Here is a 13,704-nt window from a genome sequence, read left to right on the forward strand (position 1 = left end):
TCAGTAAACCTGTATCATCACTGTTCCGGATAGCTATGAAACCTGTTCTGTTGTTCTGCTTTCGCGGCCTTTTGACGCTCTGCCTCGCGCTGCCGCTCGTGTCGTGCAGCCAGCATGAACCCAGCCCCGATACGGTCTCTCTTTATGATGAGGCGGCGCGTCTCGGCAATCAGAAGAAGTACCCGGAGGCGCTCGCCCTCTACGATCAGGCGCTCGGCGCCGATACCCTGAAGGGGTTCAGCCAGACGGCTCTGGAGGCGCTCTGCCAAAAAAACAGGATCGAGTTCCTGACCGGCCGCTACTCCGGCGCGTTCCGCACCTGGGATGCCATCCGGCGGCACGACGGCGGCAAGCTGCCTGACTCGCTGCACAACGCCGCCGCGCTCGATACCGGCAGGATGTACGCCGAGCTGGGCATGTACGGCAAGGCGGCTTCGGTGATGGCTTCGCTCCGAAATCCGGACGCCTGGCAGCGCTTCAACGAGGCGCGCCTGCTGTTCAGGGCTGGAAAGATTGTCGAAGCGGCGCGAATCTACAGCGAGTTTTCCGCCTCCGGAGACGCCGCCATCAAGATGACGGCGCTTTCCGGGATTCTCGATTGCGCCCTGTTGGACCGGGTTGCCGGTCTCGACGCGCCCGACAATATCGCGGGCAAGATCGCCATGGTTTCAGGGCGGGTGATGAAGATGGACAGCCCGCCGGAGGTGAAGGTCAGGGCTTTGCGCATTGCGGCCAAAAGCCTCCAGCAAATGGAAAAACAGCGCCCGAACGCGAGCTATCTCTTGTTCCGCGCGCTGGCTGTCGCCCAGGAGGCCGGTTTCGGACGGCTCGTGCCCATCCTTCAGTTCGAGTCCAACAACATCATTGTCCGCAAGCCCGATACCTGGCGCAGCGTCATCGAGTATTTCGGCCAGCGAAACATGCCCTTCGAGAAAACGGCGGCGCTCTTCATGCTTGGCCGCTCTGTTGAACTCACGCCCGCCGAGCGGATCGAGGCGTATCGGCTCGGGCTGACTGCCTGCCGACACTACGGCATTCCGGCCACGGCGAGCGGCTATGTCGCCCTGGAGCGCGAGGCAGCCGGAGAGCTTGGCGATCTTCTGACAGCCGGAGGGCGGTATATCGAGCTGTTCGACGCAAGCGCTCTTGCCGACTACCTTGAGCAGCAGCGCATGGTGCAGATGGGTATTGCCGGATTCCGCCTGCCGCCGGGCAACGAAGCTGTGCAGAACGAGATCATCGAGCTGAACAGGGATATATCGGGACTGCTTCAGCGCAAGATCATGATGACGGAAGAGGGCGCGGGGTTCATGCTGGCGAATCTGGTTGACAAAGTCATCAGGGAGAAGCAAGGGCGGCTGATTGCCTTGATAGCTGATGCGGCCAGGGTTGACGGCACAGTTCCCGCGCGGTTGCAGCCCCGGCCCGTGACGCTGAACACCCTGCGCAAAAGTCTCCGGCCCGGCGAGGCGCTGATACGGGTCTCTGTCGGTGATTCGCTTTCGACGGTGATGCTGGTCAGCGCAAAAGAGATGCAGATCATCACCTCGACGGTTCCGGGAGAGCAGCTCAGGAGCCGGTTCGTCGCGCTGCGGCAGCGCCTGGCTTCTGCCGGGCCGAACCCTGCCGCTGCGCTTGCCGCCGATGAAAACCGCCGGTGGCTGACCGCTACGCTTTTGCAATCAATGGAGGAACGCCTGAGCGGCTACCGTCATCTCATCTTTGTTTCACGGCAGGCCGAGCCGTTTCATTTGCTTGGAAGTGGGGCAATGCTGGGCAGCGATCACCAGGTTTCATGGGTGGTTTCAACCGGCGAGGCGCTCATGCACGCTGCCGTCCAGCCGCAAGGCGATGTTCTGTTTTTCGATGCATCCAGGCCGGAAAAGGCCGGAATTTACAAGCTCTTTCATCCCGGCGACCGGGTGTTTCTCTCCTGGAAACCGATGCCGGAGAGCGAGATTTCCAGTCTGAAATCGCTCATGAAACCAGGGGTCGAATCGGCGGCGTCCGGTTCGGAGAGTCTGAAAAATACCGGACGGAAAAGCGGCTCGCCCACCAGCCAGGCCTGGATGTGGCTCACGCCCTACGGTTCCGAGTGAGTGTTTTGCCGCCGGAGAGATTGAATGCCCAGTGCAGGCGATGTATTTGTCAGCCGTATTCAACGGAGAACCTTTCCGGTTTGTTCTCCGTTTTGTAACAGGCGATACGGCGTTTTGCTGCATTTTGCGGTAGTATCTCTATAGTATTCCGACAATTACTCTTGGGTTAAAACGCTATTATTTTATAAATTAGAAAATACTTCGATGGTATTTTCGTCACAAAAACCATTTCCTTCCAATGCCTGATGAGACTTTGGACCGAAGTTCACTTGAGCGGCTTGTTCGGGCGCTCAAGCAAGCGCGTGTCCAGAAGTCGCTCTCTGTCGATGAAATTTCCCGTCTTATCAAAATCCGCACTGTCCATATCGAACGGCTTGAAGCGGGGGATTTCGACTTTCTTCCTTCCCTGTACATCTACTCCTATCTAAAGAAGTATGCCGCGGAACTCGGCGTTGGCGACGATGCCCTGCTCGATGCCTGCCGGAACGAACTGGGTGTTTCCACATCGAATTTTTCAATTCCGCCTCCGGCTCAGGTCGTTTCGGAAAGTCCGCGTGAGTCCGCGCCGGAACCACAAGGCAAAAAGCGCCGCGGGCTGATTGTGACCGTATTTGCAGCAGCCGTCATCCTTTCCGCCCTGATTCTGTTGTTCTTTTTCGGTGGTTTCTGAGAGGGGGGCCGACAAGCCGCACTTCCCTGGCTTCGTTTTTGCTCCAGCCTCTCTGATCTCCGGAAACTCCGTTTTTCTCTCGTCACGTTTGCTTTTCAAATAAAACAAGACTACTTTAGTCCTTATTCGCTGATGCCGGGAACCTTATCTTTCGGCATGGGTGTTCATCGGTAATAACCTTATATTTGTCCTGCCTGAGGCAAATATCACCGAAATTCAGAAACCAGTTATGCCATCAAGACAGATTTACTTCGATAACAATGCCACTACGCCGCTTCACCCCGAGGTGAAGAAAGAGCTGGTGGCGGCTATGGAGATGTTCGGCAATCCTTCGAGTATGCACGCTTTTGGCCGCGAGGCCCGCGCCAATGTCGAAGATGCGCGTCACCGCGTGGCGGCCTTCATGGGCGCCGACGAGAGCGAGATCGTTTTCACCGGCAGCGGTTCGGAAGCCAATAACACCGTGCTGTCGCTCTTCGTCTGCGGCTCCGGGCAGTGTTTTCCCGGTATGCGCCCGAAGATCGTGACCAGCCGCATCGAGCATCCCTGCATTCTCGAAACTTCGCAGTGCCTGGTGCATCGCGGCGTCGATGTCAGCTATCTCGACGTGGATGGCTATGGCAAGGTCGATATTCGGCAGCTCGAAGAGCAGTTGAAGGCCGGAGGCGTCGGCCTCGTTTCGGTCATGATGGCCAACAACGAGATTGGCACGATTCAGGACATCGCGGCGATCAGCGCGCTCGCTCACGAGCACGGAGCGCTGATGCACACCGACGCCGTGCAGGCGTTCGGCAAGGTGCCGGTCGATGTTAACCAGCTCGGCGTCGATTTCCTGACCATCTCCGGTCACAAGATTTACGGCCCGAAAGGGATCGGGGCGTTGTACGTCCGCAAGAAAACGCCCTACTGCCCCTTCATTCGGGGCGGTCACCAGGAGCGGGGCCGCCGGGCGGGCACCGAGAACACCCTTGGCATCATGGGCCTGGCGATGGCGGTCGATATGCGAAAGGCCGAGATGGAGTCGGAGGCGGAGCGGTTGCTGGGGTTGAAGGAGGTGCTGCGCAAGGGGATCGAGGAGCGCATCGACGAAGCGCTGTTCAACGGTCACCCGACCGACTCGGTGCCGAACACGCTCAACGTGTCGTTCCCCGGCGCGGAGGGCGAGTCGATTTTGCTCTATCTCGATCTTGTCGGCATCGCGGTCTCGACCGGCTCGGCCTGCGCGTCGGGCTCGCTCGATCCGTCGCACGTGCTGCTCGCCACGGGCGTCGATGCCGAGCGCGCGCACGGCTCGATCCGCATCAGCATGGGCCGCACGACCACCATCGATGAGGTCGAATACCTGCTCGACGTTCTGCCGGGCATCATAGAAAGAATCAGAAACATGTCAACAGCTTATATCAAAGGAGGCGCTCATGCTGCAATCAGGTGAATGGGCATATACCGAAAAACTCAAGGAGCATTTCGAGAGTCCGAAAAATATTCTTCAGGGCAACGACACCAGCGCCTTCGACGGCGTCGGCATGGAGGGCAACCTCCAGTGCGGCGACCAGATGATGGTGGCTATCAAGGTCGAGAAGGAGAGCGAAAAGATCATCGATTGCCAGTGGAAAACCTACGGCTGCGCCAGCGCCATCGCCAGCACCTCGATCTTGTCGGAAATGGTCAAGGGGATGACGCTCGACCAGGCGTTCAACATTTCACCGAAAGATGTCGCCAAGGAGCTGGGCGGATTGCCGGAGAACAAGATTCACTGCTCGGTGCTTGGCGACAAGGCGCTCCGGGCGGCGATCAACGACTACTTCATCCGCAACGGCATGACCGACCGCGTTCAGAAGGCGCAGGCCCGCACGGTCTGCCAGTGCATGAACGTGACCGATCACGACATCGAAGAGGCGGTGCTCGAAGGCGCGCGCACCTTCTACGAACTTCAGGAGCACACCAAAATCAGCACGGTGTGCGGTCTGTGCAAGGAGGATGCCGAAGCCGAACTTCAGAAGTACGTCCACCTCCACTTCGGCGCCTGACGGTCTCCGCCGGGGAGTTTTCAGTTCAAGGGAAGGACGCGGCAGGGCGCGCCTCGTGACGACTCCGGTTCGCCGGGTGATTCACGAGGTCGCGCCTCGCTCCGTTTCGGGAGGTTGAGTGAGTGTGCAGGTTTTGATTTGTCATCGCATTATTGCTCCGGCAACAATCAATCGCACAAATCACAAAGAAAGAGATTGGGCTGAAGCCCAAGAAAACTGGTCAATTCTGTATCCCCGGCTTGAAAGCCGGGGCAAGTATTGTCCCGACCATTAATTCATGAATAATTGCCCCGGACTTTAGTCCGGGGTATGCAGATAATGCAAAGTAAATCAGGGCTTTAGCCCAACATCTCAGAGCAGCGTTGATTCGATAAGCAGCATGGCATCAACATTTTACATCCACACCTTCGGCTGCCAGATGAACCTGGCGGACTCGGAGATCGTTACGTCGATTTTGACGGAGGGCGGGTTCGCGCGGGCTGGCGACGAGGCTTCCGCCGATGTGGTGCTGCTCAACTCCTGCGCGGTGCGCGAGAATGCCGAGGAGCGGCTTGGCAACATCCTTACGCAGCTCAAGGGGCGCAAGCGGCGGCAGCGGGGGCTGGTGATCGGTGTGCTTGGTTGCGTGCCGCAGTTCGAGCGCGAACGGGTCTTCAGCGATTATCCCTTCGTCGATTTCATCGTTGGGCCGGACAACTATCGCGAGCTTGCCGGCATCATCGAAAACTCGCGGGAACAGAAGCGTCTCGCCAGCCTCGATTACGATCAGCAAGAAACTTACGCGGGCATCGATCCCGTCAGAACCGGCACGATCAGCGCGTTCCTGCCGGTGATGCGCGGCTGCAACAACTACTGCGCTTTTTGCGTAGTACCGGTGACGCGGGGGCGCGAGCGTAGCGTCGGCTGCGAGCGCGTCGTCGCCGAGGTCGCGGCGCTTGCCGCGGCGGGGTTCCGCGAGGTGACGCTGCTCGGCCAGAACGTCAACTCGTGGCGCGACGCCGAAAAGGGCCTCGACTTCGCCGCGCTGCTCGACGGGGTGAGCCTCGTCGCGCCCCGGATGCGCATCCGTTTCACCACCTCGCACCCCAAGGACATCTCCGAAGCGCTCGTCAAAGTCATCGCCGCGAGGCCGAATCTCTGCAACCACATCCACTTGCCCGTGCAGTCCGGCTCGTCGCGGATGCTCGACCTGATGAAGCGCGGCCACACGCGCGAAGAGTATCTCGACCGGATCGCCATGATCCGCCGCCACATTCCGGACGCCGCCATCACCACCGACCTGATCGCCGGCTTCTGCACCGAAACAGAGGCGGATCACCGGGAGACCCTTTCGCTCATGGAGGCGGTCGGCTTCGACTCGTCGTTCATGTTCCACTACTCGGTGCGCCCCGGCACCTGGGCGGCGCGGAACCTGCCGGACGACGTGCCCGAAGCGGTCAAGAAGCGACGGCTCCAGGAGATCATCGAGTTGCAGAACAGCATATCGCGGCTCAAATATCGCGACGATATTGGCAGAACCGTCGAGGTGCTCGCCGAAGCCGAAAGTCGCCGCTCATCGTCGCAACTCATGGGCCGCACGAAAACCAACCGCGCGGTGGTCTTCAACCGTGGCGCGTTCAGCCCGGGCGACACGCTTTTCGTAAAAATCACTGCCGCCACCTCGGCCACGCTCACCGGCGAGGCGGCGTCGTAGTCGGTCGGCAAGCGCACTTGCGGGATAACGCCGGGCCTGAGTGCCTCCGATTCAACGGGGAATCCTGCAAAAAGGACGGAAAGCACTCAAGGGACTTCAAAAGACAAAGAACGAAGACGATTCTTCTGGCTCCACTTCAGGGAACGTCCCGGCCAACGTCTCCTTCATGATCCCGACTTGGCGACACACGCCGGAGATGCTTCCTTTATAATTGTTCCCGATATGATGTTATTATTTCGCCGGGATTCGTAAATTCACGGAACATATTCGGGCGCTTCATGGTGCGGAGTAACCCCTCGCCGAGGCTCTCGCAATCATTTTCAACCGGCAGGCCGCCGTTTTCACCTCTTCTATCAATCATGTCAGTTGCAAGCAAAGGTTTTGTCGATAAAGTAAAAGCCCATCTCGAACTGCTCGACCCCGTCACCTGGATCAGCGTTTTTCCCTGCCTCGCCGGTGGGGTCATGGCCTCCGGAGCCATGCAGCCGACCGTGCACGACTACCTTCTGCTTGCCGCCCTCTTTTTTCTCTACGGCCCGCTCGGCACCGGTTTCAGCCAGTCGGTGAACGACTACTACGATCTCGAACTCGACCGGGTCAACGAGCCGACCCGCCCGATTCCGTCCGGCAGGCTCTCCGAAAAAGAGGCGATCTGGAACTGGAGCATCGTGCTCGTAATCTCCGTTGTGCTGAGTAGCTGGATCGGCATGAGCATCGGCGGCGAGCGCGGCCTGATTTTCGTCGGTTCGCTGCTGGCGGGCCTCGTCATCGGCTACCTCTACTCCGCGCCGCCCTTCAAGCTCAAAAAGAACATCTTCTTCTCCGGCCCGGCGGTGGGCTTCTCCTACGGATTCATCACTTACCTCTCGGCCAACGCGCTCTTCAGCGACATACGCCCTGAGGTGCTCTGGCTGGCCGGACTCAACTTCTTCATGGCCATCGCCCTCATCGTCATGAACGACTTCAAATCGCAGGAGGGTGACGCCAAGGGGGGCATGAAGTCCCTGACGGTGATGATCGGCGCGAAGAACACCTTTCTGGTGGCCTTCATCATCATCGATCTGGTGTTCGCCGTGTTCGCCTGGCGCGCATACATGTGGGGCTTCACGACTCTGATGTACTTCATCGTTGCCGGTCTGGTGCTCAACATCATCATCCAGATTCCGATCTACCGCGACCCCAAATCGGGTATCACCCTGGTGCAGCACGCTGTCGATGACGGCTTCGGCAACGCCATCGGCAAGAGCGAGGTGCAGGAGCACAACGCCTTTTTGCGGTTTCAGGTGGTCAACAACATTCTGTTTCTGACCAACCAGATGTTTGCCGCCGCGCTGGTTGGCAGACAGTACATGTGATCTTTGCGAAGGTGGCGGGCGGAACCCTCTCTTTTTTCGCCTGCCGGTTCCGATGAATGCCGGACGACAAGACGATGACGATGCCTCGAGCGAACATCCGTTTTTCAGGTCATCTTCCTCATAACCTTCACCATCCGGAGGCGTCATGACAGCCATAGCCCCTACCTTTTTCGACCTGCCTGTCGTGTGGCACAACGTTCTGGTCATGCTGCTCACGTTCGCGTATGTGTTCAGCGTACCGCCGCTCATGGACTGGCTCGTGACCAACCACGGCCTGCCGCGCGACATCAGCCGCAAGATCACCCACATCTGCGCCGGTTCGGTCATCGTGTTTCTGCCCCTTTTCCGCGACGGCGACTGGTCGCACTACCTGAACATCACGGTCTTCGCCGTCTGGACGCTGCTGCTCATCCAGAAAGGGCTGTTCGCCGCCGATGACGACCAGGCGGTCAAAACCATGACCCGCACCGGCGACAAGCGCGAGCTGCTCAAGGGTACGCTCTACTTCGTGGTGGTCGCCATGATCTGCGGCACCCTCTACTACAAACTTTTCGCCGGAGTGCTGGCGATGGCTGTGCTCGGCTGGGGCGACGGTCTGGCGCCGATCATCGGAACGAGAATGGGTAAAATAAAATACAAGGTATTCTGCGAACGAAGCGTCGAGGGGAGCCTCGCCTTTCTTGCGGGGAGCCTTGGGGCGGGCCTCTTCTTTGTCTGGCTGATCGTGCCGGAATCCTTCGATCCCGCGAAGATCGCCATGATCGCCGTCGCAGCCACCGTCATCGAAGCCGTCAGTCCGAAAGAGGTGGACAATATTCTCATTCCGACGGGGGTCATCGCGCTTTCCGCGTTGCTCTGAACCTGTTGACTCTGTGTGATGCCTGGACTCTATTTTCTCAGCGATCTTCATCTCGGCCTGCAAGAGCCTCAGGCGGAACAGGAAAAACTGGAGCGTCTCGAAACCCTGTTCGCACTCATCCGCGAACAGGGCGGCTCGCTCTACCTGCTCGGCGACATTCTCGACTACTGGATGGAGTTCCGGCACGTGATTCCCAAAGGGTTCACCCGGTTTTTCTGTATGCTTTCGGCCCTTGTCCGGAGCGGCGTCGAAGTGACCTGGTTTGCGGGCAACCACGACTTTTACCTCGGTACTTTTTTCGACGACGAGCTTGGCGTGAAAACCTGCTACGGATTGCAGGAGGTGCGCCACGACGGCAAGCTTTTTCTCGTCGCGCATGGCGACGGTCTCGGCGAGGGCGACCTCGGCTACAAGCTTTTCGCCCGCTTCGTGCGCAACCCGTTCAATCTCGGCCTGCTCACGGCCTTTCACTCCGACCTCGGCACGGCGCTCATGAAGCGCTTCTCCCTTCTCAGCCGCAAGCACAAAAAGGTCGATATGCGCGCTGAATCGACGCGCCTTTTCGATTTTGCCGCTGCTTTGGCGCGTGAACGTGATTTTGATTACTTTGTCTGCGGCCATAACCACTCGGAGCGCGTGCAGGTGGTCGGTAATTCGGGCGGCACCTACGTCAATCTCGGTTCATGGATCGAAGGGCGCTATCAATATGGCGTGTACGCACAGGGCGAGTTCCGGCTCGAAAAGCTTTAAGTCAACTATCAGATTCTCTTTTATCACATGAGCAACAACAAGGTTCTCAAGCTGGGCCTGCCGAAGGGCAGCCTTCAGGATTCGACTCTCGAACTTTTCGCCAACGCCGGTTTCCACTTCTCCGTCCAGAGCCGCTCCTATTTTCCCTCGATCGACGATGACGAACTGGAGGCGATCCTGATCCGTGCCCAGGAGATGGCGCGTTACGTCGCGCAAGGTGCGTTCGACGCCGGGCTGACCGGCAAGGACTGGATCATCGAGACCGACTCCGACGTGGTCGAGGTGGCCGATCTGGTCTATTCCAAAGCCTCGATGAGGCCGGTGCGCTGGGTGCTCGCTGTGCCGGAAAGCTCGCCGATCAAGACGGTCAAAGACCTGGAGGGCAAGCACATCGCCACCGAGGTGGTGAACATCACGAAAAAATATCTGGCCGAGAACGGCGTGAACGCTTCGGTGGAGTTCAGTTGGGGCGCGACCGAGGTCAAGCCGCCGGAGCTGGCCGACGCCATTGTCGAAGTGACCGAGACCGGCTCGTCGCTGCGGGCCAACAAGCTGCGTATCGTCGAGACGGTGCTTCAGTCCAACACCAAGCTCATCGCCAACAAGGCCGCGTGGGCTGATCCGTGGAAGCGCGAGAAGATCGAAAGCATGGCCATGCTGCTCCAGGGCGCGATCAACGCGCAGGGCAAGGTGGGCCTCAAGATGAACGCCCCGAAAGCCGCGCTCGACAGGATCATGTCGGTCATTCCCGCCCTGCGCCTGCCGACGGTTTCGAGCCTGGCCGGAAATGACTGGGTGGCGCTCGAAGTGATCGTCGCCGAAAAGATCGTGCGCAAGCTCATTCCTGAACTGAAGCGGGCTGGCGCGGAGGGGATTTTCGAGTACAACATCAACAAGCTCATCGATTGAGAGGGAACCGCGCCGCAACGGTTGTCCCGAAAGCGTTCGGGATCGGGTGGTGCTTGAAATCCTCGCGTTCCCCGGCTTGAAAACCGGGGCAATGTTATTACTCCGGCAACAATAATTCGGGCCTACTGAAGAATTCAAGCCATCGCCCTGCGGCACTCAATCGGCGCTCGGGGAGATGGCCACACGAACAAATTTCTGATTACGTCAAGCTCCAAAAGGAGCCATTCGAACAGGCGCAAAAAAGGAGCGGCGAGCAGCCGATCCAGGTTCATCACAAGGAATATGATCGAGACCACACTCAGACTGCTCTCGGCAAGCTTTGCCATCACCCGACCCAGTCCGTATCGACGCTTCGCCTGACCGAACTTGCCTTCAACGGCATTCCTGATTCCTTCGTCTTCCCTGATCTGTCTGCGCCGGGCCCGGTTCTTCTCGGCGTCTTTCGGTGGTCGCCCCAGCGGCACACCGCTCAGCCTGATGCCACGTGCCTTGCACCACTGCCTGTTGGCCAGCGTCCGGTAGATTTTGTCGGCATGCACGGATTCAGGGTAGCACCCGTATCGCTCGCGGTACCGCTCGATATCCCGTACCAGGTCGCAGCCTTCGTTGTAGGCGTTCCAGCTCATTCGCTCCGGCATGCTGATGCCGTCAACGACGCTGATCGAGAGCTTCATGCCGAACTCCGTCCTGGCTGCGGCCTTGCCCCGTACAATCGGCCTGACATGGGGCTGGCTGATGCTGACGATCCGGTCGCTGATGCTCTTCTTGTCGCTCTGGTACATTGCCAACTGCTGCCGGTACAGTTCATTGATCACCAGCAAGTCGCGATACCGCGCTGTCGAGAGAACCGTCAGCGGAACCGATGCGGACAGAGTGCCGATGAACTGCAGGTTCCTCCTGAGATAGCCCAACTGCTTGCGTAGCCCTTTGCGGAGGGCCTTCCTTGAAAGACTCTTCTTCATGCCGACAGCAAGGAAATCCTTTCTTGCTGTCCGGCGAGACATCCTCGGTTTCTTCACCCCTTCCGGGTGCATCTGGCACAGCTCGTCGATGATCTGCTCGGTCTTCTCGCGGGCGTCGTTCAAGAGCCCGATATCGGTCGGATACGCGATGTCGGCCGGAGCACAGGTGGCATCAACGATGAGCTTGCCTTTGTTGGCAGGATCGCCCTTTTCGTCGTTTTCGTTTCCCTTCTCGTTTTCCTTCCCTTTCTCCTTCGCCCTTTTTCGCTCCTCAGCCAGATGGCGTTGCAGGAGTTCCTCCTGCAACGCCGCCAGATCGGTATGCTTCAGGCGCTTGCGGAAGTGGGTCAGCATCGAGGCGTCGAAGGGCGCTCTATGCTGGTACGCTTCAAGCCCGATAAAGAACTGGAGATACGGGTTCTCCTTGATCTGTTCGACCGTTTCGACATCCGAAAGACCGAGTTTCTCCTTGATGATGAGTGAACCCAGCGCCATGCGGACCGTCAGTGCCGGAGCGCCTCGTTTCGACATGAAGTTTTTGGCATACATCGTCTCGGCGACGTGCCAGGGAATTACGTCGGCGAGCTTCACCCACCGGTTTTCCGGATCGAGTTTACCACCGAACGGCAGATGGAAATTTTCGAACGTGAGCTGATGAAACTTCGGCTGGTACATGAATCGGTGGTATCGAGGTGCAAGGTTTTTGGGGCTTTTTCAGGCTTTTCCTTGCATTCAAGATACGAAAAATACCGCTTAATTCATTATCATAAAATGATTTAAGTATTATTCAGCAACCCCTAATTCGCAATCTTCCCTAAAAAAAGTGATTGGGCTAAAGCCCTTATATATTTTGTCTTATCCATAAACCCCGGACTGAAGTCCGGGGCAATTGTTTAAGAGTTTTATCGCCGGAGTAATAATGTGAGCGTTTTGAATGTCCGAAGGGTTAAAACCCTTCTGAATATCTATGGGTTCTGTGCTCCACCCGTCTTTCCTTATCTTGTCATGCAAGGCCGCCTGGTGCGGCCTTTTTGTTCATGCAGCCACGACAACTCTTGATAATTGCCCCGGCTTTTAAGCCGGGGTACCCTGAAAACTCATAATAAATCAGGGCTTTAGCCCAATCTCTTTTTGACAGACGCTTGTGATCTTTTATCAACTTTTCATCCTTGGTTCGCTGCTGGTTTTTCTCGGTATTGTGCTGAAGAACCTCGGCGACTTGCCGCCGCTTCCCGCCGGGCCGGGCGACGGCGCGTTCGCGCCGAAGGTGTCGCTTCTGGTGCCCGCGCGGAACGAGGAGCTGAACATCGAGGCGTGCGTCACTTCGCTGCTCGGTCAGCGCTATCCGGATTTCGAGGTGATCGTGCTCGACGACCACTCCAGCGACGGCACACTCGACGCGCTCCGCCGGATCGCCGCTCCGCCGCTCGGCGCGAGGCTGCGGATTCTCGAAGGTCGCGAGTTGCCCGCCGGATGGCACGGCAAGGCGTGGGCCTGCCAGCAGCTTGGCGAAGCGGCGGCGGGCGAGCTGCTGCTCTTCACCGACGCCGACACGCGCCACCGGCCCGACGCGCTCACGCGGGCGGTCGAGGCGATGCAGGGCAACGGCGCGGGGATGCTCTCGCTGACTCCGGCGCAACAGATGCAGAGCTTTTGGGAGAAGCTGATCGTGCCGCTGGTCTATCACATCCTCTTCAGCTACCTGCCGCTCTCGATGGTCTGGAAAAGTCGCTCTCCGGCTTTTTGCTACGCCATCGGCCAGTTCATCCTTTTCCGGCGCGAGACGTACGAAAAGATCGGCGGGCACCGGTCGGTCAGCAACAACATCGTCGAGGATGTCTGGCTCTGCAAGGCGGTCAAGCGTTCGGGCGGCAAGGTGGCGGCTTTCGATGGAACCGACGCGGTGAGTTGCCGCATGTACCGGGGCTTTGGCGAGGTGTGGCAGGGTTTCTCGAAGAATCTTTTCGCCGGACTCGGCAACAACGTCGTTGGCCTCTTCGCCCTGATGGCGCTCGTCGCGCTCCTCTACCTCGCGCCGTACGGCTACCTCGTTACGTCGGCGCTGCATGGCGACCGCTCGCTCGCCTTGTTCTGGCTGCCGACGGCGCAGATCACGGTGGCGCTCCTCATCCGCCTCCTCATCGCCGCGAAGTTCCGCCAGCCGTTATGGCCCGTGGCGCTCCATCTCTTTTCGCAGGCGATGCTGCTTCTGATCGCCGCCAACTCGTTTCGCCTGAGCGTTTTCGGCAAAGGGCCGCAGTGGAAGGGGCGGAACTACCCGCTTTCAGGTCATGGCAGTTAGCGGCGCAGAGCGCGTCGGCGGTGGGTGATACGGATAAATTTTTTTAAATTAACGGACAATTTTTTCAGGCGTTTTCCG

Annotated in this window: 12 protein-coding genes; 10 read left to right on the forward strand and 2 right to left on the reverse strand. The window is 58.6% G+C overall.

Features of this window, described 5'->3' with window-relative positions:
• Nucleotides 1-35: 35 nt before the first annotated feature.
• The 5 genes from EST62_RS11065 (at nucleotide 36) to miaB (ending at nucleotide 6,489) form a co-directional block, all read left to right on the forward strand.
• Nucleotides 36-2,099 carry a lipopolysaccharide assembly protein LapB gene (locus EST62_RS11065; protein WP_129052135.1) on the forward strand — a complete coding sequence of 688 codons (2,064 nt, stop codon included), beginning with the start codon at nucleotides 36-38 and terminating at the stop codon, nucleotides 2,097-2,099.
• Nucleotides 2,100-2,337: 238 nt separating this feature from the next.
• Nucleotides 2,338-2,769, forward strand: coding sequence for a helix-turn-helix transcriptional regulator (locus EST62_RS11070; RefSeq protein WP_129052136.1), 432 nt, complete (start codon nucleotides 2,338-2,340; stop codon nucleotides 2,767-2,769).
• A 229-nt stretch (nucleotides 2,770-2,998) separates the two neighbouring features.
• Entirely contained in the window at nucleotides 2,999-4,201 is a 1,203-nt protein-coding gene (locus EST62_RS11075) for a cysteine desulfurase family protein (protein ID WP_129052137.1), read from the forward strand.
• On the forward strand, nucleotides 4,185-4,796 hold the full coding sequence (locus EST62_RS11080) for an iron-sulfur cluster assembly scaffold protein (RefSeq protein WP_129052138.1): 612 nt from the start codon (nucleotides 4,185-4,187) through the stop codon (nucleotides 4,794-4,796). The genes EST62_RS11075 and EST62_RS11080 overlap by 17 nt, the downstream gene beginning before the upstream one ends.
• 379 nt (nucleotides 4,797-5,175) lie before the next feature.
• Nucleotides 5,176-6,489 (forward strand): tRNA (N6-isopentenyl adenosine(37)-C2)-methylthiotransferase MiaB, encoded by a 1,314-nt coding sequence (miaB, locus tag EST62_RS11085; protein WP_129052139.1) that lies wholly within the window; start codon nucleotides 5,176-5,178, stop codon nucleotides 6,487-6,489.
• 205 nt (nucleotides 6,490-6,694) lie between these two features.
• Here miaB and EST62_RS13550 read toward each other — a convergent pair whose 3' ends face one another.
• Nucleotides 6,695-6,850, reverse strand: coding sequence for a hypothetical protein (locus EST62_RS13550; protein WP_167599325.1), 156 nt, complete (start codon nucleotides 6,848-6,850; stop codon nucleotides 6,695-6,697).
• Here EST62_RS13550 and EST62_RS11090 point away from each other — a divergent pair.
• The 4 genes from EST62_RS11090 to hisG all read left to right on the forward strand — a co-directional run bounded on the left by EST62_RS11090 (nucleotide 6,849) and on the right by hisG (nucleotide 10,362).
• Nucleotides 6,849-7,844, forward strand: coding sequence for a UbiA family prenyltransferase (locus EST62_RS11090; protein WP_129052140.1), 996 nt, complete (start codon nucleotides 6,849-6,851; stop codon nucleotides 7,842-7,844). The genes EST62_RS13550 and EST62_RS11090 overlap by 2 nt on opposite strands.
• 145 nt (nucleotides 7,845-7,989) lie before the next feature.
• The gene (locus tag EST62_RS11095; protein WP_129052141.1) at nucleotides 7,990-8,703 is read left to right on the forward strand and encodes a diacylglycerol/polyprenol kinase family protein; all 714 of its coding nucleotides are present in this window, start codon (nucleotides 7,990-7,992) and stop codon (nucleotides 8,701-8,703) included.
• A gap of 18 nt (nucleotides 8,704-8,721) precedes the next feature.
• Nucleotides 8,722-9,453, forward strand: a complete 732-nt coding sequence (locus EST62_RS11100; protein ID WP_129052142.1) for a UDP-2,3-diacylglucosamine diphosphatase — start codon at nucleotides 8,722-8,724, stop codon at nucleotides 9,451-9,453.
• A gap of 27 nt (nucleotides 9,454-9,480) precedes the next feature.
• Complete coding sequence (gene hisG / locus EST62_RS11105; protein ID WP_129052143.1) at nucleotides 9,481-10,362, forward strand: ATP phosphoribosyltransferase; 882 nt, start codon at nucleotides 9,481-9,483, stop codon at nucleotides 10,360-10,362.
• 134 nt (nucleotides 10,363-10,496) lie between these two features.
• Here hisG and EST62_RS11110 read toward each other — a convergent pair whose 3' ends face one another.
• Nucleotides 10,497-11,999 carry an IS5 family transposase gene (locus EST62_RS11110; protein WP_129052144.1) on the reverse strand — a complete coding sequence of 501 codons (1,503 nt, stop codon included), beginning with the start codon at nucleotides 11,997-11,999 and terminating at the stop codon, nucleotides 10,497-10,499.
• A 469-nt stretch (nucleotides 12,000-12,468) separates the two neighbouring features.
• Here EST62_RS11110 and EST62_RS11115 point away from each other — a divergent pair, with 469 nt between their 5' ends.
• Nucleotides 12,469-13,626: a glycosyltransferase family 2 protein gene (locus EST62_RS11115; RefSeq protein ID WP_129052145.1), complete on the forward strand. Its 1,158-nt coding sequence runs from the start codon at nucleotides 12,469-12,471 to the stop codon at nucleotides 13,624-13,626.
• Nucleotides 13,627-13,704 lie beyond the last annotated feature (78 nt).

Origin of the sequence: Chlorobaculum sp. 24CR, from assembly GCF_004118635.1 — a bacterium.
Classification (GTDB): domain Bacteria; phylum Bacteroidota; class Chlorobiia; order Chlorobiales; family Chlorobiaceae; genus Chlorobaculum.